The organism is Allobosea thiooxidans, from assembly GCF_900168195.1.
Lineage (GTDB): Bacteria > Pseudomonadota > Alphaproteobacteria > Rhizobiales > Beijerinckiaceae > Allobosea > Allobosea thiooxidans.
The window spans coordinates 52,598-74,390 of the sequence record NZ_FUYX01000019.1 but is presented as its reverse complement, the minus strand read 5'-3'; the positions used below and the strand labels follow the sequence as shown (position 1 = coordinate 74,390).

Here is a 21,793-nt window from a genome sequence, read left to right as displayed (position 1 = left end):
GAATGACAGCGGTGGTTCCAGATGTTCAGGCCGGCGCGAGCCTGCGGCGCACGATGGCGGCGTGATAGCGCGCGCCGTGGATCAGCCCCGCATCGTCGAAGTCGTAGTTCGGATTGTGCAGCGGCGCCGAGCCTTCGCCATTCCCGACATAGGCGAAGCATCCGGGCACATGGTCGAGGAAGCGAGCGAAATCCTCCGAGCCGGTCATCGGCTCGCGGGCAACGGCGACGCCATCGTCGCCCAGCACGGTACGGGCGGCGGCGAGCGCTTCTTGCACCAGCGCCTCGTCATTCACCAGCGGCACGAATTCGCGCGTGTAGCGCAGCTTGGCCTCGAGATTGTAGCTCTGCGCCGTGCCCTGGGCGATGATCCCCATCTGTCGCTCGATCTCGGCGCTGACCTCGGGCCGGAAGCTGCGGGCGTCGCCGAGGATGCGCGCGGTGCCCGGCAGGGCGTTGCGGGTGCCGTCGGTCAGGAGCTCGGTGACCGAGACCACGGCGATGTCGGCCGGGCTCAGGCGCCGCGACACGATCGTCTGCAGGCTGGTGACGAGCGAGCAGGCGGCGACCAGGACCTCGTTGCCGGAATGTGGGCGCGCGGCGTGGCCGCCGACGCCCCGCAGCACGATCTCGAAATTGTCCTCTGCCGACATGAACGGTCCGGCGCGCGTCTCGAACCGGCCGATGGCGAGGCCCGGCATGTTGTGCAGGCCATGGACCTCATCGAAGGGAAAGCGCTCCATCAGCCCGTCCTCCAGCATGGCGAGCGCGCCGCGCCCCCATTCCTCGGCCGGCTGGAACAGGAAGCGCACCGTGCCGTCGAAGCCGCCTTCCGCCGCCAGCAGCTTGGCAGCGCCCAGCAGCATGGTGGTGTGGCCGTCATGGCCGCAGGCATGCATCAGGCCGGGCGACTGCGAGCGATGCGCGTGCTCCGCTTGCTCGGTGATGCGCAGCGCGTCCATGTCGGCGCGCAGCGCGACCGCGCGGTTGCCGCTGCCGCGCTTCAGCGTTCCCACGACGCCGGTGCCGCCCACGCCTTCGACGACCTCGTCCAGCCCGAATACCCGCAGCTTCGCGGCGACGAAGGCCGCGGTTGCCTTCTCCTCGAAGCCGAATTCGGGATGGGCGTGCAGATGGCGCCGCCATTCCGTCATTTCGGCCTGAAGATCCGCAAGATCGAGTTCGGGCATCGGCAGGGTCCTCGAGAAAGCTCCGATGGGGACATAGGTCAGGCCGGACGAAACAGGCGCTGCAATCGCAGCCAGTCGATGCAAGTTTGTATCATGGTCGGCCGGCACCGGTGGATGCTCAGCCCGCCGGGGAGGGCGGCTGAACCGAGCGCGCCGCACCGAAGAAGGCGTGGATCGCCTTGCTGCCCTTGCGCTCCCTCAGGCAGATCAGCTTCTCATGCATCCGGATCGGGGCGCTGGCGAGCCGGATCATGACCAGCCGGGGATCGGGAGTGAACTCGGCTTCCGAGACGAAGCCGATGCCGGCACCGGTCGCGACGATCTCGCGCACGGCCTCGCGTCCCTCCGCCTCGATGGCGAAGGGCAGTTCGATGCCCAGCGCCAGCGCCTGCTGCTCCAGCATCTGCCGGGTGCGCGACCCTTGCTCGCGCATGATCAGCGGCCACTGTGCCAGATCGGCCAGCGACAGGCTCGGACGGTCGGCGGCAGGATGCGTCCGCGCGGCGAAGGCCACCACGGCGGAGACGTTGAGCGCGAGCACCTCGAAGGGGCGCTCGTCGACAGGCTCGCCGATCACGCCGATATCGGCCTCGTAATTCGCCAGCGCCTCGACGATCGAGCGGGTATTGCCGGCCTGGATGCTGATCCGGATGCCGGGATAGCGCGCACGGAAGGGCGGCAGGACATGCAGGACGTGCTGCACGGAATCGGCGACGATCCGCAGGGCTCCGGCGCGCAGGGCCCGTTCCTCTTGCAGGAGTTCCAGCGCCTGGGCTTCGGCGTCGAAGAGCCGATGCGTCACTGCGAGCAGCCGGGTTCCGGCCGGCGTCAGTGCGACCTGCCGGTGTTGCCGGCTGAACAGCGCGACATCATAGGCCTCCTCCAGGCGCCGGACCTGGTCCGACAGGGCCGGCTGCGTGAGATTGAGGTCGCGGGCGGCGCGCGAGAAGCCGCCGGAGAGAGCGACCTGGTGGAAGGCGCGAAGCTGAACGTAGCGCATCGGGGCTCCGGCGGATGGCCATCACTCATATCAGTGAAATTTATACTTCGATATGAATTAACGATTTTTCAGATCGATCGGAAACCGCGAGACTGCCCAGGTTCGACCCATCCCCGCGCCGGTGCCGCGAGGGGCTCGAACGGTACGGGGAAACGAAGATGACGGTCGATACGCCTCACCTGGTCCACACCGAGGGCGAATCCAACAGATCGGCGGCGCGCAGCGGCTGGACCGCTCAGATCGGCGACGACGCGACCCGCCGCCTCCTGGCACGCGATTCCGCCGCTTTCCTGCACCAGAGCCTGTCGAGCCCGTGCCTGACCGCGATCGCGCGGGCCGAGGGGATCTGGATCGAGGATACGACCGGTCGCCGCTACATGGATTTCCACGGCAACAGCGTCCACCACATCGGCTATGGGCACCCGCGCCTGAAGGCGGCGATCAAGGCCCAGCTCGACGAACTCTGCTTCGCGCCGCGGCGTTTCACCTGCGAGCCGGCGGTGGAATTGGCTGAGACCCTGGGGCAGCTGGCTCCGGGCGATCTCGGCAAGGTGCTGTTCACGACGGGCGGCTCCGATGCCATCGAGGTGGCGCTGCGGCTCGCCCGCGCGGCGACGGGCCGGTTCAAGACGCTTTCCTTCTGGGACGCCTTCCACGGTGCCGGCTTCGGTGCCTCCAGCGTCGGCGGCGAGGCGACGTTCCGCTCCGGCATCGCCGGCCCGCTCCTGCCCGGCGCCGAGCATGTCGCGCCCTGGGCCGCCCGCCATTGCGCCTATGGTCATGACAATCTCGAGGACTCGGCTCGCGCCTGCGCCAGCATGATCTCCTATGTGCTCGGCCGGGAGGGCGACATCGCCGCCGTCGTCGCCGAGCCGATGCGGGCGACGCCGCTGCCGCCGGCTCCGGGCTTCTGGAAGGCGGTCCGCGAAGCCTGCAACCGGCATGGCACGCTGCTGATCCTCGACGAGATCCCGACAGGCCTCGGCAAGACCGGGCGCTTCTTCGCTTCCGAGCATGACGGGGTGGTTCCCGACATCCTCGTCCTCGGCAAGGCGCTCGGCGGCGGCATCCTACCGATCGCGGCCGTCATCGCCCGGCGCAGCCTGGACGTGGCGGGTGACTATGCGATCGGCCACTACACCCATGAGAAGAACCCGGTCACGACCCGCGCCGCGCTGACGACGATCGCGATCATTCGAGAGGAAGGGCTGGTCGAGCGGGCAGCCGAACTCGGCGACTATGCGATGGCGCGGCTGCGCAGCTTTGCCGAGCGCTGCCCCGCCATCGGCGACGTCCGCGGCCGCGGCCTGCTGTTCGGCGTCGAGATCGTCCGCGACCGGTCGAGCTTCGAGCCCGATCAAGCGCTCGCCGAGAGAGCGTATTACCGCTGCCTGGAGGCGGGGCTGAGCTTCAAGATCAGCCAGGGCAATGTGCTGACCCTGTCGCCACCGATGGTGATCTCGCGCGACGAGCTCGACGCTGCCCTCGGTATCGTCGAACGCGCGATCATGGCTGGCTGAGGCGGGGCGCGGAGGAGATGGGCGTGAAGGCGGTCAGGACCGATCAGGAACTCGAATGCCCGCAGATCGACGCGGGGCTGCGCGCCCGCGGCATCGAGCTCGTCACCTTGCCGGACGGCGTCGGCGAGGACGCGCTGGCGCGGGAGCTCGCCGACGCCGATCTGCTGCTGATGTGCTACACGCCCGTCACCGCGCGTGTCCTCGCCGCGGCGCCACGGCTCAAGGGCATCGTCAAATACGGCGTCGGCATCGACGCGATCGACATTCCGGCGGCGATGGCGCGCGGTATCCCCGTCGTCAACGTGCCCGAATATGCCGAAGAGACGGTGGCCGAGGGCGCCTTCGCCCTGATGATCGCGCTCGCGAAGCGCCTGCCCGAGATCGGCCGCGCGATGGAGCGGGAGGGCTGGATCTGGCCCTCCGGGAAATGGCTCGGCCGCGACATCGCGGGCGCGACGCTGGGGCTGGTCGGAACCGGGCGGATCGGCCGCAGCATGGCCCGCATGGCGGGGCAGGGGTTCCGGGCCCGCGTGCTCGGCTATGATCCCCATGTCGATGCGGCCGCTATGGCGGCGAGCGGTATCGAGAAGGTCGACGATCTCCAGGCGATGCTGCGGCAATGCGATCTCGTCTCGCTCCACGCCGTCCTCAACGAGCGGACACACGGGCTGATCGGGCCGGCCGAGCTGGCCTGCCTGAAGCCCTCGGCGATCCTCGTCAATGTCTCGCGCGGCGGCCTCATCGACGAGGAGGCCCTCGTCGCGGCGGTGCTCGCCGGTCGGCTCGGCGGCGTGGCGCTCGATGTCTACACGCAGGAGCCGCTGGCGCGGGCGGGGCACCGCTTCAGCCCGCTCTTCGGGCGCGACGATGTCATCCTGTTCCCCCATCTGACCTTCTTTACCGCAGAGGCGATGGCCCGCCTGTCGGAAGACACGCTCGCGCGCTGCTTCGAGATCCTGGAAGGGCGGCCCGTCGCGATCCGTTCGCAGGATCCGCGCCTGCGCGCGCAGCGGCATGGCGTCGTCTTCGCGTGAGCGCTGCCTTTCGACGCCCGGCGGGCACCCCCGTCCTTGCTAGGTGGCGCTGCGTCGTGCTCGATAGCAGGGCGTCGGCGAGCGCATGATCGGGCTTTGAGAGGGCGGCATGCGGCTTTGCGTGTTTTCGGATGTTCATGGCAATCATCTCGCGCTCGAGGCGATTCTTGAGGAGATCGAGCGGCTGAAGCCCGATCTCGTCGTCAATCTCGGGGATTGCGCTTCGGGGCCGCTCTGGCCGGCGGAGACGGTGCGGCTGCTGCAGGCCGTCGACATCCTGCATGTCCGGGGCAATCACGACCGTGCGCTCGGTGCTCCGGCGCCGGACGGGCTCGGCACATCGGACACTTTCGCCTGGCGCAATCTCGATGCCGAAGCCCGGCGCTGGCTGCATGATCTGCCGCCCACGCTCCTGCGCGACGGGTTGCATTGCTTCCATGCCTCGCCCGACAGCGACACGACCTATCTGATGGAGGAAGTGCGGGACCAGCGCCTCGGCTTCGCCGATGCGGCGACGGTCGCTTCCCGACTCGGGACGTTGCGGGGCCGGCTGCTCTGCTGCGGCCACAGCCATCTGCCGCGGCTGCTGGCGCTCGCGGACGGTGCCGTGGTGGTCAATCCCGGCAGCGTCGGCTGCCCCGCCTATGACGACAGGAGCGATCCGCCGCATGTTTCCGAGAGCGGGGCGCCGCATGCACGCTTCGCCCTGGTGACGATGGCGAGCACCATCGCCGTCGAACATCGCGCCGTGCCCTATGATTGGGAGAAGGCTGCGCGCATGGCGCAGGCAAACGGGCGGCCTGATTGGGCCCATGCCCTCCGCACTGGAACGGCCCGGCCGCGGAGCGCCTGAGAGATCGAGCCGGGCTGGCCGGCTCGATGATGGCTGTGGCAATCGGGGCAGGCAGTCAGGCTGCCCGCCCCGAGCCGGGACTCAGCTGCGATACCAGGAGGCAAGGTTCCAGGTCGTGACCTCCCAGCCCGAGATGTCGGGCGTAAGGCTGTTGGCCGAGGCTCCGACGACCGTTCGCGACAGGACCGGCAGCAGGACGTTGGCCTCGCAGAAGATCTCGTTGACCTTGATCAGCAGCGCGGCGCGCTTCACCGGATCGAGCTCCTTCTGGGCAGCCTTGTAGGCTTTGTCGGCTTCCGGATCGGAGTAGCGCGAGACGTTCCGGCCCAGCCACTTGTTCTCCTTGTTGGCGATCTCCCAGGAGACGAGCTGGTTGAGGAAGCGCTCCGGATCGGGCTGTGGCTGCGTCGTGGTGTACATTTCCATGTCGCAGTACAGCTTGGTGTAGGTGTCGGGGTTGGCGACGTCCGACGAGAAGAACACCGAGGCGGTGACCGACTTGAGCTCGAGCTCGATGCCGGCGCGCTGGCAGGCCTGCTTGATGATGGCCTGGGTCTTCTGGCGCGGGGCGTTGATCGAGGTCTGGAAGACGTATTTGAGCTTCTTGCCATCCTTCTCGCGGATGCCGTCGGCGCCCTTCTTCCAGCCGGCGTCGTCGAGGATCTTGTTGGCCTTGTCGATGTTGAACTCGTATTTGAGCTTGGTCGACTTGAACTGCTTGGGCTCGTTGACGAAGCTCGCCGTGGCGACGCCGCCGCGGCCATAGATGAACTTCTGCACCGAGTCGCGATCGATCAGCAGGTTGATCGCCTGGCGCACCGCCGGATCGCTGAGTGACGGGTGCTTCGTCTTGACACTGGAGCGCTCGCCATCGACCTCGGTCCACGGATCGGTCGTGTTCAGGATGATGAACTCGACGTCGCCGCCCTTCACCGCGACGACCTTGCCGCGGCCGCCGGCTTCCATGCGCTTGAGGACTTCGTCCTCGACCTGCAGGTTCCAAGCGTAGTCGTATTCGCCGGTCTGCAGCACCGCACGCGCCGCCGAGACCGCGTCACCGCCGCCCTTCACTTCGAGGGTGTCGAACTGTGGCTTGTTCTTGACGTGGTACTCGGTATTTCGCTCGCCCAGCAGGATGTCGCCGGGCTTGAAGTCGACGAACTTGTAGGGGCCAGTGCCGACCGGCTTCAGGTTGGCGGGGGCCTCGCGCGATTTGGCGCCCTTGTACTCGCCGAAATGGTGCTTCGGGATGATCATGCCGGCGACGCCGACGAAGGGGTCGGCCCAGAACGGCGTCGGCTCCTTGAAGATCACCTTGATGGTGTGCGCGTCGATCTTCTCGACCTTGATATTGGCATAGGAGCCGGTGGTGTAGGCGGCGGTCGCCGGATCGGCGGCGTATTCCCAGGTGAAGACGACGTCATCGGCCGTGAACGGCTTGCCGTCATGCCACTTCACGCCCTGCTTCAGCTTCCAGGTCACCTCCTTGCCGTCGGCGGAGAGACCGCCATTGGCCTTGCTGGGGACTTCGGCGGCGAGCTGCGGGATGAGGTTGCCTTCCTTGTCCCAGCCGGCGAGCGGCTCGAAGAAGATGCGCGAGGCGATCTGGTCCTTGGTGCCCGAGGCGAAATGCGGGTTCAGCAGGGTCGGGGCCTGCCAGAGCAGGATCTTGAGCGGCCCGCCGCCGCCGGCCTTGGTCGGCTTGTAGTCGTCGGCAGGCTGCGCCATCGCGACGTCGTTCCAGGCGAGAATCTGGCTCGCCAGCGGCGCGGTGATGCCCACGGCCGCCATTCTCTTGATGAAGGAGCGACGCGAGAGCGCGCCCTCCTTCACACCCGCGATCATCTCGCGAATATCCTGTTCGTTCATCGTTTCCCCTCTCCGCGTTGCCGATAATGCTCCGGCTTGCGGAGGAGAGGAGGGCACGCAGAGGACGGTGCGTCAACCATGGGGTCGCCGAAGTGCCAGCGACGATGCACCGATCGGCTGGCCGCGGCCTAGCCGAGGGCGCGCTTCGGAGCGAAGAAGCTCCGCCATTCGTCCGGTAGTTCGGGAGCGGAGCCCGCCTTGACGCCGTTCGGAATCGCCTCCGGCAACGCCGACCAGGGAATGGGGCAGGCGATGGGCGCGCCCGGCCGCGCCCGGGTCGAGAAGGGGGCGATGGCGGTCGCGCCGCGCCCGTTGCGCAGATAGTCGATGAAGATCCGCCCGCGCCGGGCCTTCTTCGACAATGTCGCGGTGTAGAGCTTCGGATCGGATTGCTCCATTGCCTTGGCGAAGTCGCGCGCGAAAATCTTGACCTTGTCCCAGCCGGCCTTGGGCCGCAGTGGCAGGACGACGTGGAAGCCCTTGCCGCCCGAGATCTTCAGCAGGCTCTCGAAACCGAGTTCGGTGAGGCGGTCGCGGACCGCCGCCGCCGCCTCGCGCACGCGTTCGAGCGGGACGCCGGTGTCGGGGTCGAGGTCGAAGATGACCTGATCCGGCTTCTCGATCGCGTTGATCGTGGCTCCCCAGAGATGGATCTCGACCGTTCCGAGCTGGACGAGGCCGGCCAGCCCGTCGAAGTCGCGGATGAAGATCAGCTCCTCGCCGTCGCTGTCCCTGGTCCGCATCACGGCCTCGTGCATGCCGGGGCCCGCATGCTTCTGGAAGAAGCGATGCCCCTCGATGCCGTTGGGGGCGCGCACCAGGCTGAGCGGGCGGTTCACGACGAAGGCCCGCATCTGCGGCCAGACCCGGGCGTAGTGTTCGAGCAGTCCCTGCTTGGTCAGCCCGTCATCAGGCCAGAGCACCTTGTCGGGGCTGCTGAGCTTCACCGTGGTGGCGGCTTCGGCAGGCGCTGATGTCGTCTTCCTCCGCGTGACCTTGCCCTCCGCCGGCTCCGGGGCTGGGCGCTCTGCGATAATCTCGTCGGCGGGTTTGTCCTCCCGCAGCCCGAGGAACGAAGCGTGGCGCAATGTCTTCGACGCTGTCCAGGCGCCGAACTCCACCTCGGCGACAAGCTGTGGCTCGACCCAGACGATGCCGCGTTCGCGGCCGGCCTTCCCGGTGAAGGGCGATTTTTCGGCCTTGATCCGATCGAGCTTCGCTTGCAGCTTTTCCGCGGAACGCGCCGTGAAGCCGGTGCCGACCCGCCCGGCCGGCTTGAGCTCGCCATTTTCGTAATAGCCGGTGACGATGGAGCCGAGCCGGCGTGCCGTGCCGCTGGAAGGAACGTAGCCGGCGATCACGAATTCCTGCCGCTGCGTGCATTTCGACTTGATCCAGGCCCGTCCGCGGCCGCTGCGATAGGGCGCGTCTGCACGCTTCGAGACGACGCCTTCGAGGCCCATGCGGCAGGCATGGCTGAGCATGGTCGCGCCCGGTTCGATGAAATGCTCGCTGTAGCGCAGCGGGCTGTCTGTCGGGACGCCGGCCAGGAGTTGCTCCAGCCGTTCCTTGCGGGCGAGCAGCGGCTCGTCCCGGAGGTCTTCTCCGTCGAGATACAGAAGATCGAAGGCGAAATAGGTGAGGCCGGCCGTGCGCCCTTCGGACAATGCCTGCTGCAGCGCCGAGAAGGACGAGATGCCGCTCTCGGCAAGCGCCACCATCTCGCCGTCGATCAGCGCGGTCTCGCAGGGCAGCCCCGCCAGGGCAGCCGTGAGCCTCTTGCCGAAGCGTGCGGTCCAGTCGAGGCCGGCGCGGGTCAGCAGCTTCACCTCGCCATGGTCGATGCGGGCCTGCAGCCGATAGCCATCGAACTTGACCTCGTGCAGCCAGTTCTCGCCCGCGGGCGGCTTGTCCTGCAGCGTCGCCAGGCAGGGCTCCACGAAGGGCGGCAGCGCGGCTCGGTCGCTCTTGTGGCGCGCCTTGCGGGCGGGCTTCGCCGCTGCCGCGGCGCGCTTGGCCGGCTTTTTCGTATTCCAGACGCCGCCCTTGTCCGGATCGCTGCCGATCGCCTCGACCGAAAGGCCGGATTTCACTGAATCCGGCTGCGTTTCGAGGATGTCCTCGTCGGTCCTGGCGTATTCATCCTCGCTCTTGATCAGCAGCCAGTTGTCGCGCTTCTCGCCGCGCCGTGGCCGCAGCCTGACGAGATGCCAGCGGCCATGCAGCTTGTGGCCTTCCAGGGTGAAGGCGAGGTGGCCCTTCTTCATGCCGCCTGCCGGGTCATCCTCCGGCAGCCAGCGCCCCTCGTCCCAGACGATCACCGAGCCGCCGCCATACTGGCCGGCCGGGATCGTGCCCTCGAAGCCGCCATACTCGACCGGATGGTCCTCGACATGGACGGCAAGCCGCTTTTCGGCCGGGTCGAGGCTCGGCCCACGCGTCACCGCCCAGGACCAGAGCACCCCGTCATGTTCGAGCCGCAAATCGTAGTGCAGGCGGCGGGCCGCGTGCTTCTGGATGACGAAGGCGCCCCCGCTCTCGGCCGGTTTGCGCCGCCGCTTGTCGCCCCCCTTCGGTTCGCGCGTGCGGGTGAAGTCGCGTTTGGAGCGATACAGATCGAGGTTGGACATCTGATCTCCTCACCGGCGCCGCGACGCCTCAGGCACGCTTGCGCGCCTTGCCCGCGGCTTTCTTGGGCGGCGGCCTGCTCGATTTCGGGGATTTCGCCTCGGTTTTCGGTGAGCTGCGGCCGTCATCGCCCGCGAGGCTCTTCTTCAGCGCTTCGAACAGGTTGACGACATTGGCCGGCCGCTCCGCCGCCTGCACCACCGGCGGCTTCCTGCCCTTCTGCTTCGCCTGGATCAGCTCGAGGAGGGCGTCCTCGTAGCGGTCCTCGAAACCGGAAGGGTCGAAATCCGCTTCCTTCTTGTCGATGATATGGGTGGCGAGGTCGATCAGCTCGGGGTCGGATTTCTGCCGGCCGAGCCCGTCGAAGATTTCCGCGGGCTTTCGCACCGTCTTGTCGTAGCGCAGCGTCGTCAGCAGCAGGCCCTTGTCGAAGGGCTCGATCATCACCGGGCGCTCGCGGCGATAGAGCACGATGCGCGCGATGCCGGCCTTCCTCTGCTTCGCCATCGCCTCGCGGATCACGGCGAAAGCCTCTTCCGAGACCTCGTCGGCGGGGGTGACGTAATAGGGCGTGTCGAAATAGATCTGCGGGATGTCGGCGCGGTCGACGAAGCTCTCGATCGCGAGGGTATGCGACGATTCGATCTGGACAGCCTCGATCTCGTCCTCCTCGATCAGGAGATATTCGTCGTCTCCGATCTCGTAGCCCTTGACCTCGTCCTCATCGGCGACGGGCTTGCCGGTGACGCTGTCGATATATTGCCGCCGCACCGTGTTGCCGGTCTTGCGGTTGATGATGCGGAAGGAGACCTTCTCGCTCTGGCTGGTCGCCCCGGTCAGCTCCACGGCGCAGGAGACGAGCGAGAGCTTGAGATAGCCCTTCCAGGCCGGACGCGGCGCCATCACCCGGCCCGCCGCTCTCGGAGGCGCGGGGTCGGGAGAGCCGCCGGCATGGTGATTGGGCAATGGTGGGGAACCGGCATGGCGCTTCTCCTGTCCTTCACCGGGAGAAACCGGGACCGGCGCGCGTGGTTCCGCCGCCGAGCAGCGGAACCGAGCCGTCGCGCCTCAGATGCTCTCGATCAGGAGCTTGCGCGCCGCGTCGACCGTAAGCTCGACCGGATTGCCGCCGGTGGACGGGTCGGCGACTGCGGCCTCGGCCAATTCGTCGATACGGTCGGTGCCGACCCCGAGTGCGCCGAGCTTGTCGGGAATGCCGAGATCCGCGCGTAAGCCCAGCACGAAATCGTAGAAGCCGTCGAAGCCCCCGGCGATGCCGAGATAGGCGGCGGCGGCGCCAATCTTCTCTTCGATCGCCGGGCGGTTGAAGCGCAGCACCGGTGGCATCACGACCGCGTTCGTGGTGCCGTGATGGGTGTGGTAGACCGCGCCGATCGGGTGGGAGAGCGAATGGATCGCGCCCAGCCCCTTCTGGAAGGCGACGGCGCCCATCGCGGCCGCTGCCATCATCTGCGTGCGCGCATCGATATCGTTACCGTCGGCATAGGCGCGCGGCAGATAGGTCTTCACCAGGCGCATGCCTTCGAGCGCGATACCCTGACTCATCGGGTGGAAGAAGGGCGAGGAATAGGCTTCCAGGCAATGCGCGAAGGCATCCATACCGGTGCCGGCCGTGATCGCCTTGGGCATGCCGACTGTCAATTCGGGATCGCAGATCGTCACGCCCGGCAGGAATTTCGGGTGGAAGATGATCTTCTTGGTATGGGTCTGCGAATTGGTGATGACCGAGGCGCGGCCGACCTCGGAGCCGGTCCCGGCCGTGGTCGGCACCGCGACGATCGGCGCGATGCCCTCGATCGAGGCGCGCGTCCACCAATCGCCGACATCTTCGAAATCCCAGACCGGACGGCTCTGGCCGGCCATGAAGGCCACGCATTTGCCGAGATCGAGACCGGAGCCGCCGCCGAAGGCAACGACGCCGTCATGGCCGCCTTCCTTGAAGGCGCGGACGCCGGCTTCGAGATTGCGCTCGTTCGGGTTGGGGTCGACATCGGCGAAGATCGCCCGGCCGAGCCCGCCGGCCTCCAGGATGTCGAGCGCGTTGGCGGTGATCGCCATGCTTGCGAGCCCCCGGTCGGTCACGAGCAGCGGCCGCTTCATGCCGAGCGCCTTGCAGTGATCGGCCAGTTCCCTGATCCGCCCCGCGCCCAGCTTGACGGCGGTCGGATAGCTCCAGTTCGCGGTGATCGGCATCAGACTGCTTTCCTGAGGTGGTAGGATTTCGGTCGGGTGAGGTTGTGGAAGCCGATGACGGAGAGCGAGCCGCCGCGGCCGGTCTCCTTGACGCCGGTCCAGCACAGGGCCGGGTCGAGATAATCGGCGCGGTTCATGAAGACGGTGCCGGTTTCGAGGTCCTCACCGAGGCGGGCGGCGCGCTCGGCGTCGCCGGTCCAGAGCGAGACGGTGAGGCCGTATTTGGAGTCGTTCATCAGCGCGACGGCTTCGGCATCATCGCGGACCTTCATGATGCCGACGGCTGGGCCGAACGTCTCCTCGCGCATGATCGTCATGGAATGATCGACATCGACCAGGATCTGCGGCGCCAGATAGGCGCCGCCATCGTCCTGCGGGAAGAGTTTTGAATCGACCAGGGCCCGCGCGCCCTTCGCGACGGCCTCGGCGATCTGCTCGCGCACCACCGCGGCGAAGCGCTTGTGCGCCATCGGCCCGAGCGAGGTCTGCGGATCGAGCGGGTTGCCGAGGCGGTAGTTCGAGACCCAGGCGACCGATTTCTCGACGAAGGCGTCGTAGAGGCTCTCATGCACATAGATGCGCTCGATCCCGCAGCAGCACTGCCCGGAGTTGAAGGTTGCGCCGTCCATCAGCGTGTCGACCGCCTTGTCGAGATCGGCATCCTCCATGACATAGCCGGGGTCCTTGCCGCCGAGCTCCAGCCCGATCCCGGTGAAGGTGCCGGCGGCGGCGCGCTCGATCGCCTGCCCGCCCGCGACCGAGCCGGTGAAGTTGACGAAGTCGAACTGCTTGTCGGCGATCAGGCGCGAGGCCGTCCCATGATCGAGGAAGACGTTCAGGAACACGTCTTCCGGCACGCCCGCTTCGTGGAAGGCCCGCGCCAGCCGTTCGCCGGTGAGCAGCGTCTGGCTGGCGTGTTTGAGGACGACCGCATTGCCGGCGATGAGGGCGGGCGCGACCGAGTTGATCGCGGTCATGTAGGGGTAGTTCCAGGGCGCGATCACGAAGACGACGCCATGCGGCTCGCGGGCGATGTAGCGCTTGAACTGGGCGCTATCCTCGACGACGAGCGGGGCCAGCGCGTCGGTTGCGATCGAGGCCATGTAGTTCGAGCGCTCGTTGAAGCCCTTGAACTCGCCGCCATACTTCACCGGCCGGCCCATCTGCCAGGCAAGCTCGGTCACGACCTCGTCGCCCATCTCGTTAAGGCGCGCCACGCCCTTGAGGACGAGCGCGATGCGCTCGCCGAGCGGGCGCCGAACCCAGGCCTTCCGGGCCTTTCGGGCACGCGCGACCGCCTCCTTCGCCGCCTCGAAGCCCAGCGCCGGGCGCTCGGCATAGATCGAGCCGTCCACCGGCGACACGCATTGGATCATGGTCATCATCGACGTCCAGTTGGTTGGTCGGAAGGCGAGGGGCCGGTTCGGCGAATGCGGCCGTGGGCTCCGACGACAGAGAGGTTGGCAGGGCAGGGGCGGCTCATGCGCGCTCGAAACCGCGCTTCACCTCCCAGTCGGTGATCCGGCGGTCATATTCCTCCTGCTCCCATTCGGCGGCGCGGACATAGTGGTCGATCACCGTGTCGCCGAACGCAACGCGCAGCATCCGTGAGCTCTTCAGCGTGGCCGTGGCGTCGCGTAGCGTCTTCGGGATCTCGCGGATGTCCTGGCCGCCATAGGCGTCGCCGACGAAGGGCTTCTCCAGCTCGAGCTTGTTCTCGATGCCGTCGATGCCCGCGGCGAGCAGCGCTGCCATGGCGAGATAGGGGTTCAGGTCCGAGCCGCCGACCCGGCATTCGATGCGGATCGCCTTTGTGCCCTCACCGCAGAGCCGGTATCCGGCGGTGCGGTTGTCGCAGCTCCAGATCGCCTTGGTCGGGGCGAAGGTGCCGGCGACGAAGCGCTTGTAGGAGTTGATGTAGGGCGCGAGGAAATAGGTGATCTCGGAGGTGTGGGCGAGCAACCCCGCCACATAGCTCCGCATCAGGCTGGACATGCCGTGCTCGGCCTCCGGATCGAGGAAGCGCGGCGTCCTGCCGTCGGCGCTCCAGAGCGACTGGTGGACATGGGCGGAGGAGCCGGCGGCGGCGTTGCTCCATTTGGCGAGGAAGGTGATGGCCTTGCCCTGAGACCAAGCGATCTCCTTGCAGGCGTTCTTGATGATCGCGTGCCGGTCCGCCATCGTCAGCGCCTCGGCATAGCGGACATTGATCTCCTCCTGGCCGGCGGAGGCCTCGCCCTTGGAGTTCTCGACCGGGATGCCGGCGCCCTGCAGCCCGTTGCGGATCGCCCGCATCACCCCCTCTTCCTTGGTCGTCTGGAAGATGTGGTAGTCCTCGTTGTAGCCGCTCGCGGTTCTGAGGTCGCGATAGCCGCTGTCGCGGGCGGCGTCGTAGCTCTGGTCGAACAGGAAGAATTCGAGCTCGGAGGCCATGAAGGCCTTCAGCCCCATGGCTTCGAGGCGTTTCACCTGCTTCTTCAGCACCGCGCGCGGCGAATGCGGAACCTCATGGCCGTGATGGTCGAGCACGTCGCAGAGCACGAGCGCCGTTCCGTCGAGCCATGGCAGTTTGCACAGGGTCGAGAGATCAGGCTTCAGCGTGTAGTCGCCATAGCCGGCGGCCCAGCTCGTCGAGGCGTAGCCCGGCACGGTTTCCATCTCCATGTCGGTCGCCAGCAGGTAGTTGCAGCTATGCGTCTCGCGATGGCCGCTTTCCAGGAAGAAGGCGGCGTGGAAGCGCTTGCCCATCAGGCGTCCCTGCATGTCGACAAGGCAGGCGAGCACGGTGTCGATGCGCCCCGCGGCGGCATCCTCTCTGAGATCGTCGAGCGTATAGGCCTGGGTCATGCCGGGTTCCGTTTCCGAGACGCAATCTTCAACCGGAGCGCACCCGGATTCCGAGATTCCGCGGGCTCGGCCTGTGGCGGCCGGCCGGCGGCACCGGAACGGAGGAGGGGCGGCTCCAACGGGCAGGCCGCGCGCCGTTGGCGCCGGCCGGAGCGAAGTCAGATCGAGGGAGCTGGATGTCTGGCGCCGCTACCCTCCCTGGGCCCAGATCGGGCCTCGCTTTGCCGGCAACAGGATTCTGCGGCGAGCATGTTGCCGGAAGGTGCGACCGAAAAGATAGGGGGGTCGGCAGCCAGGCGCGCGATTTTTCCGCTTGCCGCGCTCGCCCCCCGGTCGGCACATCCCGTCATCTTTGCATTATGTCAAAGAAAGCCTCGGGGCCGTCGGCTAGGGAAAGGGCAACAGCAGACCTTTGATTGGAGCAGCGCCATGCAGGCCACGCCTTATCGGGACGAGCGGCTTCCGCGCTACACCAGCTATCCGACCGCTCCCCATTTCAACGCAGGCATCGACGCGTCTTGCTATTCCGGCTGGCTCAAGGCGCTCGCGGCCGGCACGACCACCTCGCTCTACGTGCACGTGCCCTTCTGCCGCTCGATGTGCTGGTATTGCGGCTGCCACACCACGGTCGCGCTGCGCAACGGCCCGATCGTGGACTATCTCGCGGCGCTGCGCGGCGAGATCGCGCTGGTGGCCGAGCAGCTTTCGGCGCCGCTCGACGTGCGCCACATCCATTTCGGCGGCGGCACGCCGACCATCCTCGAACCGGCCGATTTCGTCGCGCTGGTCGCGTTGTTGCGCCAGCGCTTCGCCGTCCATCCGCAGGCTGAGATCGCGGTCGAGATCGATCCGCGCCGGCTCGAGCCCGTCATGACGGAGGCGCTGGCGAAGGCGGGCGTCAACCGCGCCAGCCTCGGCGTGCAGAGCTTCGACCCGGTGGTCCAGAAGGCGATCAACCGCATCCAGAGCGTCGAGCAGACCGCGGCGGTCGTCACCGGCCTGCGGGCCGCCGGCATCGGTGCCGTCAGTTTCGACCTGATCTACGGCCTGCCGAAGCAGACGCTGCAGTCCTGCCTCGATACCGTCGAGCAATGCTTGGAGCTGCGGCCGGGCCGCTTCTCGATCTTCGGTTACGCCCACGTGCCGGAGTTCAAGAAGCACCAGCGGCGGATCGCGACCGCCGACCTGCCGGACGGCGAGGAGCGGCACGAGCAGGCGGAGGCGATGGCGCAGAGCCTGTCCGATGCGGGCTATGTGCGCATCGGGCTCGATCACTTCGCCCGGCCGGACGACCCGATGGCCCGCGCCCAGTCCGAAGGCCGGCTGCGCCGGAATTTCCAGGGCTACACCACGGACCCTTGCGAGGCTCTGATCGGCTTCGGCGCCTCGGCGATCGGGCGTCTGCCGCAAGGCTATATCCAGAACGAGGTCGTGATCGGCCGCTATGCCGAGCGCATCGCCGACAGCGCGCTGCCCACGGCCAGGGGGTACCGCCTCACATCCGAGGATCGCCTGCGCGCCGAGCTGATCGAGCGGGTGATGTGCGACCTCGCGGTCGATATCGACGACGTCTGCGCGCGGCATCCTGTCGATGCCGGGATCCTCGCATCCTCGCGGCGCGAGCTCGGCCAGCTCGCGCAGGAGGGGCTGGTCAGCTTCGACGGCAGCCGCGTGCTGCTGCCGGAGGATGCACGGCTCTTCGTCCGCAAGGTGGCCTCGGTCTTCGACGCCCATCTCGACCAACCGCCGCGGCAGTACAGCCGCGCCGTCTGAGGCGTTGTTTGAACCACAGCCCTCATCCTGAGGAGCGCCATCGGCGCGTCTCGAAGGATGTTCCAGATGGTTCCAGAGCCTCCCGGAGCATCCTTCGAGGCGCCATTTCCAAGGGAATGGCTCCTCAGGATGAGGGCTCAGTGAATGCGCAAGTGGTCTTCGGGAGTCAGCTCTCCTCGCCTCGCCATTCGACTGGGGCAGGGGCGTCCGGCCCGAGATCGAGCAGGCCGATGGCGCGCAGCGCGATCTGGTCGACGATCGCGGCAATGTCGCCAGGCCGCAGGTAGAAGGCCGGGACCGGCGGGGCGACGATGGCGCCGTATTCGGTGACCTGTGCCATGGCGCGCAGATGGCCGAGATGCAGCGGGCTCTCCCGCGCCAGCAGCACGAGCCGGCGTCGTTCCTTGAGTTGGACATCGGCGGCCCGCACCAGCAGGTCGCCGAGCTGGCCATAGGCGATAGCGCTAAGCGTGCGCATCGAACAGGGCGCGACGATCATCCCGGCCGTGCGGAACGAGCCGCTGGCGATGCTGGCGCCGATGTCGCGATGGTCATGGCAGTGGGCGGCCAGATCCCGCGCCCGTGCCGGAGCCTCCGGACCGATCTCGGCGGCGAGCGTCCGCTCGGCCGCCGGCGAGATCACCAGATGCGTTTCGATCCGGCCGGCCTCGGCCAGGCGCTCCAGCACCCTGAGCCCGATCGCCGCGCCCGAGGCGCCGCTGATCCCGACGATGACGCGCGACTGACTCATAGTGCGGCTCCCGGGGCTGGCGCCAGCCCGAGTGTTGGCCAGAGTTCGTCGATGCGGGCGACGATCTCAGGGCTCATGGCCATCGGCCGGCCCCATTCGCGCTCGGTCTCCGGCGGCAGCTTGTTGGTGGCGTCGATGCCGAGCTTGCCGCCCAGCCCCGGCTTCGGGGAAGCGAAGTCGAGATAGTCGATCGGTGTGTCGGTGAGGGTGACGAGGTCGCGGCTGGCGTCGGCGCGCGTGGCGACGGCCCACATCACCTGCGTCCAGTCACGCGGGTCGATATCGGCGTCGACGACGATCACGAGCTTGGTGTAGCTGAACTGCGGCAGCAATGACCACAGGCCGAGCATGAGGCGCCGCGCCTGGCCCGGATAGCGCTTGGACATGGCGACGACGGCGATCCGGTAGGAACAGGCTTCCGGCGGCAGCCAGACATCCACCACCTCGGGGAACTGCCGCTTCAGCAATGGCAGGAACAGCACGTTGAGCGCCTCGCCGATGCGCGAAGGCTCGTCCGGCGCCCGGCCGGTGAAGGTCGAGAGATAGAGCGGCGCCCGCCTCATCGTCACGGCCGTTACCCGCATCACGGGGAAGGGCTCGACCGCGTTGTAATAGCCGGTGTGGTCGCCGAACGGACCTTCGGGGGCGGTCTCGTCGGGCGAGACCAGGCCCTCGATCACGATCTCCGCCTCGGCCGGAACCGACAGCGGGATGCTGACGCAAGGGGTGAGCGCCGGGCGCTCGCTGCGCAGCAGTCCGGAGAAGCGGATCTCCGGGACCGTCTCCGGCAGCGGCAGCACCGCCGAGAGGATCGTCGCGGGGTCCGCGCCAATCACGACCGCGACCGGCATCTCGCGACCGAGACGGCGCCATTGCGCATGATGGCGCGCGCCGCCGCGATGGGCGAGCCAGCGCAGGATCGCACGGTCGCGGCCGAGCACCTGCATGCGGTAGACGCCGAGATTGCCCTCGTCCTCGGGCGAGGGCTCGGGCGGCGCCGTCAGCACCAGCGGCCAGGTGATCAGCGGCGCAGGCTCGCCCGGCCAGCAGAGCTGCACCGGCAGCGCCGTCAGGTCGATCGCATCGCCCCGGAAGATGAGCTCCTGGACCGGTGCGCGCCGGTATTCGCGGGGACGCATCGACAGGGCGGCACGCGCCAGCGGCAGGGCCTGCCAGGCCTCGGCGAGCCCGCGTGGAGGCCTGGGCTCGCGCAGCTCTGCGAGCCTTCCGCCGAGCGCGGGCAGGTTGTGCGGCTCGACGCCTAGCCCCCAGGCGACGCGCTCCACCGTGCCGAAGAGATTGGTCAGCAGCGGGATCGGCGAGACCGTGCCGTCGGGCTGGACCGGGCGCTCGAACAGCAGGGCGGGTCCCTCTTCGGCAATGACTCGGCGATGAATCTCGGTGATCTCGTGCACCACGCTGACGGGCTCGGCGATCCGCCGGAGCTGCCCGGCGGCGTCGAGATGGGCGAGGAAGGCGCTGAGGTCGCGAAAGTGGGGCAGGTCTCGGATCGGCAAGGCGGGGGCTCCGGTTGCCGGACCATGGGCCGTTTCATTCGCCGCCGTCTTTGCGCGGGAACAACGAGTGCGTCGCCTCCCGGCCTAATTTCGTTCCCGGAGGTGATCGATGTCGGATCCGCAGACGACCGGGCTGCCGGCGAATGTGCCGGTGCTGCCGCCATGGCTTGCGCGTGCCGTGGCGCCGCTGCCATTGGCGCCACTGCAGCCGGCTTTGGCGCTGATGCTGTCGCGCATCGGGCAGGCGCATCCCGATCTCTATGATCGCCTCGGCGAGCATGCCGAGAAGCGGTTCGGCATCGATCCGACCGATCTGCCTTTCGCCTTCGTGCTGGAGCCGAAGCCGCACCGGCCGTTGGCGCGGGCTGTCCGCGATCTGCCGGTGGGGCTCGATGCCAGCATCCGCGGGCCGCTCGCAGGGCTGATCGGCATGGCGGAGGGGACGCTCGACGGCGATGCGCTGTTCTTCTCCCGCGTGCTCTGGATCGAGGGCGATGTCGCCGCCGCGCTCGCGCTGCGCAACGCCGTGGACGACGCCCGGATCGATTTCGGCCGCATCCTGCTCGGCGGCCTCGGGCCACTGGGAGAAACCGTGGCGCAGGAGCTGCGCCGGCGGATGCGGCTCCAGCCGGCCGCGGGGGAGCGCACATGGAACTGATCTGCCCGGCGGGAACCCCGGCAAGCCTCGAGGCCGCCGTAGAGGCGGGGGCCGACGCGATCTATTGCGGCTTCCGCGACGAGACCAATGCCCGCAACTTCCCTGGCCTGAACTTCTCGCGCGAGGAGCTGCGCAAGGGCATCGCCTTCGCCCATCGCCACGGCGTCAAGGTGCTGGTCGCGATCAACACCTTCGCGCGTGCCGGCAGCTTCGGGCTGTGGCAATCGGCAGTCGACGACGCCGCGGCCGCCGGCGCCGACGCGCTGATCCTCGCCGATCTCGCGACGCTCGCCTATGCCGCGCGCCGCCATCCCGCGCAGAGACTGCATGTCTCCGTCCAGGCGGGCGTGGCCAACCCCGATGCGATCCGCTTCTATGCCGAGAGCTTCGGAGCGCGCCGTGTCGTGCTGCCGCGCGTGCTCAGCGTGATGGAGATCGCCTCGATCGTGCGCGAATCCGCCTGCGAGACCGAGGTCTTCGTCTTCGGCGGCCTCTGCGTCATGGAGGAGGGGCGCTGCTCGCTCTCCTCCTACGCCACCGGCCAGTCGCCAAACATGAACGGCGTCTGCTCGCCGGCGAGCCATGTCGCCTATTCCGAGCGCGACGGGCGCATCCAGTCGACGTTGGGCGGCTTCACCATCAACAGCTTCGGCAAGGGCGAGCCCGCCGGCTATCCGACCCTGTGCAAGGGCCGTTTCGCGACGCCGAAGGGCTCCGGCTACATCTTCGAGGAGCCCGTCAGCCTCGATGCCGCCGTGATGCTGCCAGCCCTGCGCGATGCCGGGGTCACCGCGCTCAAGATCGAGGGGCGCCAGCGCGGGCGCGCCTATATCGCCGGGGTGGTGCGCTCCTTCCGCGACATTCTCACCGGGCTGGAGGAGGGCCGCAGCGCGCGCACGCCGAGCCTGGCCGCGCTGGCCGAGGGGCAGGCGAGCACGGTCGGCGCCTATCGCAAGGGCTGGCGCTAGCCGGTTCGGATCGCAGGAAGGATCATCGGCGATGCAACTCACCCTCGGCCCCGTACTCTATCACTGGTCGCCGGAGCGCTGGCGCGACTTCTACTACCGGGTCGCGGACGAGGCGCCCGTCGACACGGTCGTGGTCGGCGAGGCCGTCTGCTCGAAGCGGACGCCGTTCAAGCAGGACCACATCCCCGGCGTCGTCGAGCGGCTGGAGGCCGCCGGCAAGCGGGTTCTGCATGCCAGCCTGATCCTGGTCTCGCTGCCGCGCGAGCGTCGCCAGACCCGCGAGTTGATGCAGGCCGAGGATGCCGAGGTCGAGATCAACGACCTGACCAGCCTCGCCTCCCTGGCCGAAAGGCCCTTTGCCGTCGGCCCCTTCGTGAACGTCTACAACGAGGCCGCGGCGGGCTTCCTGGCCGAGCGCGGCGCGATGCGCATCTGCCTGCCGCCCGAGCTGCCCTTGCCGACGGTTGCGACGATCGCCGCGGCGCTGCCGCAGCTGGCAATCGAGGTCTTCGCTTTCGGCAGGCTGCCATTGGCGATCTCGGCGCGCTGCTACCATGCCCGCGCCCACAAGCTCACCAAGGACAATTGCCGCTTCGTCTGCGAGCAGGACCCCGACGGCATGCCCGTCCGGACGCTCGACGGCGCAGGTTTTCTCTCGGTCAACGGCGTGCAGACCCTGTCGCATGGCTGCGCCAGCCTGCTGGGAGACATCCCGGCCCTGCGGGACGCTGGTGTCGCCTCGCTGCGGCTTTCCCCTCAGGACTGCGACATGATCGCGGTCGCGCGGCTCTATCGCGACGTCCTCGACGGACAGGTCGAGCCGGGGGAGGGCGAGCGCCGGCTCTCCGAGATCTACCCCGACGTGCCGCTGGCCAATGGCTTCCTGCATGGCGCTCCCGGGCATGTCCGCATGGGCGCTGGGGGGGCGGGGCTGGGCGAGATGGGTTGAACCCGCCGAAGGCGGAAGGAGGC

General features: G+C 68.0%; 17 protein-coding genes. 7 read left to right on the top strand and 10 right to left on the bottom strand.

Translation table 11 applies throughout. The features are described from left to right. Positions 1-25 precede the first annotated feature (25 nt). Together B5Y19_RS23550 and B5Y19_RS23545 are read right to left on the bottom strand one after the other, a co-directional pair. Positions 26-1,189: an amidohydrolase gene (locus tag B5Y19_RS23550; RefSeq protein WP_055727554.1), complete on the bottom strand. Its 1,164-nt coding sequence runs from the start codon at positions 1,187-1,189 to the stop codon at positions 26-28. Between the two features lie 118 nt (positions 1,190-1,307). Then, positions 1,308-2,189, bottom strand: coding sequence for a LysR substrate-binding domain-containing protein (locus B5Y19_RS23545; RefSeq protein ID WP_079592201.1), 882 nt, complete (start codon positions 2,187-2,189; stop codon positions 1,308-1,310). 158 nt (positions 2,190-2,347) lie between these two features. On the opposite strand from B5Y19_RS23545, the gene pbfA reads away from it, so the two are divergent. The 3 genes from pbfA (at position 2,348) to B5Y19_RS23530 (ending at position 5,596) form a co-directional block, all read left to right on the top strand. Then, positions 2,348-3,709, top strand: a complete 1,362-nt coding sequence (pbfA, locus tag B5Y19_RS23540; RefSeq protein ID WP_055727552.1) for a (R)-1-hydroxy-2-aminoethylphosphonate ammonia-lyase — start codon at positions 2,348-2,350, stop codon at positions 3,707-3,709. 23 nt (positions 3,710-3,732) lie between these two features. Continuing rightward, a complete protein-coding gene (locus tag B5Y19_RS23535) occupies positions 3,733-4,743 on the top strand; it encodes a 2-hydroxyacid dehydrogenase (protein WP_055727557.1) in 1,011 nt (336 codons plus the stop codon). Positions 4,744-4,864: 121 nt separating this feature from the next. After that, a complete protein-coding gene (locus B5Y19_RS23530; protein WP_244555706.1) occupies positions 4,865-5,596 on the top strand; it encodes a metallophosphoesterase family protein in 732 nt (243 codons plus the stop codon). 81 nt (positions 5,597-5,677) lie between these two features. On the opposite strand, the gene B5Y19_RS23525 is transcribed toward B5Y19_RS23530, so the two are convergent. From B5Y19_RS23525 to B5Y19_RS23500, 6 genes are all read right to left on the bottom strand, one after another. After that, on the bottom strand, positions 5,678-7,465 hold the full coding sequence (locus B5Y19_RS23525; RefSeq protein ID WP_079592199.1) for a peptide ABC transporter substrate-binding protein: 1,788 nt from the start codon (positions 7,463-7,465) through the stop codon (positions 5,678-5,680). Between the two features lie 128 nt (positions 7,466-7,593). Next, the gene (gene ligD / locus B5Y19_RS23520) at positions 7,594-10,095 is read right to left on the bottom strand and encodes a DNA ligase D (RefSeq protein WP_055729808.1); all 2,502 of its coding nucleotides are present in this window, start codon (positions 10,093-10,095) and stop codon (positions 7,594-7,596) included. 28 nt (positions 10,096-10,123) lie between these two features. Next, the gene (gene ku, locus B5Y19_RS23515; RefSeq protein WP_055729807.1) at positions 10,124-10,996 is read right to left on the bottom strand and encodes a non-homologous end joining protein Ku; all 873 of its coding nucleotides are present in this window, start codon (positions 10,994-10,996) and stop codon (positions 10,124-10,126) included. 165 nt (positions 10,997-11,161) lie between these two features. After that, positions 11,162-12,307, bottom strand: a complete 1,146-nt coding sequence (locus B5Y19_RS23510; RefSeq protein WP_055729806.1) for an iron-containing alcohol dehydrogenase — start codon at positions 12,305-12,307, stop codon at positions 11,162-11,164. After that, a complete protein-coding gene (locus tag B5Y19_RS23505) occupies positions 12,307-13,689 on the bottom strand; it encodes an aldehyde dehydrogenase family protein (protein WP_055729860.1) in 1,383 nt (460 codons plus the stop codon). Before B5Y19_RS23505 ends, B5Y19_RS23510 begins: the two co-directional genes overlap by 1 nt. 97 nt (positions 13,690-13,786) lie before the next feature. Next, complete coding sequence (locus B5Y19_RS23500; RefSeq protein WP_055729805.1) at positions 13,787-15,154, bottom strand: glutamine synthetase family protein; 1,368 nt, start codon at positions 15,152-15,154, stop codon at positions 13,787-13,789. Positions 15,155-15,583: 429 nt separating this feature from the next. On the opposite strand from B5Y19_RS23500, the gene hemN reads away from it, so the two are divergent. Further along, on the top strand, positions 15,584-16,927 hold the full coding sequence (gene hemN / locus B5Y19_RS23495; RefSeq protein WP_055729804.1) for an oxygen-independent coproporphyrinogen III oxidase: 1,344 nt from the start codon (positions 15,584-15,586) through the stop codon (positions 16,925-16,927). A gap of 166 nt (positions 16,928-17,093) precedes the next feature. Here the strand turns inward: hemN and B5Y19_RS23490 are convergent, their stop codons facing one another. Together B5Y19_RS23490 and B5Y19_RS23485 are read right to left on the bottom strand one after the other, a co-directional pair. After that, entirely contained in the window at positions 17,094-17,678 is a 585-nt protein-coding gene (locus B5Y19_RS23490; protein WP_079592197.1) for a UbiX family flavin prenyltransferase, read from the bottom strand. Further along, positions 17,675-19,195, bottom strand: a complete 1,521-nt coding sequence (locus B5Y19_RS23485; RefSeq protein WP_055729802.1) for a UbiD family decarboxylase — start codon at positions 19,193-19,195, stop codon at positions 17,675-17,677. The genes B5Y19_RS23490 and B5Y19_RS23485 overlap by 4 nt, the downstream gene beginning before the upstream one ends. Before the next feature lie 109 nt (positions 19,196-19,304). Here B5Y19_RS23485 and ubiT point away from each other — a divergent pair, with 109 nt between their 5' ends. Genes ubiT through ubiV form a run of 3 tightly spaced genes read left to right on the top strand, consistent with a single transcriptional unit; the run spans position 19,305 to position 21,770 of the window. Next, a complete protein-coding gene (gene ubiT / locus B5Y19_RS23480) occupies positions 19,305-19,853 on the top strand; it encodes a ubiquinone anaerobic biosynthesis accessory factor UbiT (RefSeq protein WP_055729801.1) in 549 nt (182 codons plus the stop codon). Continuing rightward, on the top strand, positions 19,844-20,821 hold the full coding sequence (ubiU, locus tag B5Y19_RS23475; protein WP_055729800.1) for a ubiquinone anaerobic biosynthesis protein UbiU: 978 nt from the start codon (positions 19,844-19,846) through the stop codon (positions 20,819-20,821). The genes ubiT and ubiU overlap by 10 nt, the downstream gene beginning before the upstream one ends. A gap of 31 nt (positions 20,822-20,852) precedes the next feature. Beyond that, the gene (gene ubiV / locus B5Y19_RS23470) at positions 20,853-21,770 is read left to right on the top strand and encodes a ubiquinone anaerobic biosynthesis protein UbiV (RefSeq protein WP_055729799.1); all 918 of its coding nucleotides are present in this window, start codon (positions 20,853-20,855) and stop codon (positions 21,768-21,770) included. The last annotated feature ends 23 nt before the right edge of the window (positions 21,771-21,793 follow it).

Coding starts and splice junctions, on each gene's coding strand:
- B5Y19_RS23550 (WP_055727554.1), bottom strand. CDS start 1,189: ATGCCCGAACTCGATCTTGCGGATCTTCAGGCCGAAATGACGGAATGG.
- B5Y19_RS23545 (WP_079592201.1), bottom strand. CDS start 2,189: ATGCGCTACGTTCAGCTTCGCGCCTTCCACCAGGTCGCTCTCTCCGGC.
- pbfA (WP_055727552.1), top strand. CDS start 2,348: ATGACGGTCGATACGCCTCACCTGGTCCACACCGAGGGCGAATCCAAC.
- B5Y19_RS23525 (WP_079592199.1), bottom strand. CDS start 7,465: ATGAACGAACAGGATATTCGCGAGATGATCGCGGGTGTGAAGGAGGGC.
- ligD (WP_055729808.1), bottom strand. CDS start 10,095: ATGTCCAACCTCGATCTGTATCGCTCCAAACGCGACTTCACCCGCACG.
- ku (WP_055729807.1), bottom strand. CDS start 10,996: ATGGCGCCGCGTCCGGCCTGGAAGGGCTATCTCAAGCTCTCGCTCGTC.
- B5Y19_RS23510 (WP_055729806.1), bottom strand. CDS start 12,307: ATGCCGATCACCGCGAACTGGAGCTATCCGACCGCCGTCAAGCTGGGC.
- B5Y19_RS23505 (WP_055729860.1), bottom strand. CDS start 13,689: ATGACCATGATCCAATGCGTGTCGCCGGTGGACGGCTCGATCTATGCC.
- B5Y19_RS23500 (WP_055729805.1), bottom strand. CDS start 15,154: ATGACCCAGGCCTATACGCTCGACGATCTCAGAGAGGATGCCGCCGCG.
- hemN (WP_055729804.1), top strand. CDS start 15,584: ATGCAGGCCACGCCTTATCGGGACGAGCGGCTTCCGCGCTACACCAGC.
- B5Y19_RS23490 (WP_079592197.1), bottom strand. CDS start 17,678: ATGAGTCAGTCGCGCGTCATCGTCGGGATCAGCGGCGCCTCGGGCGCG.
- ubiT (WP_055729801.1), top strand. CDS start 19,305: ATGTCGGATCCGCAGACGACCGGGCTGCCGGCGAATGTGCCGGTGCTG.
- ubiU (WP_055729800.1), top strand. CDS start 19,844: ATGGAACTGATCTGCCCGGCGGGAACCCCGGCAAGCCTCGAGGCCGCC.
- ubiV (WP_055729799.1), top strand. CDS start 20,853: ATGCAACTCACCCTCGGCCCCGTACTCTATCACTGGTCGCCGGAGCGC.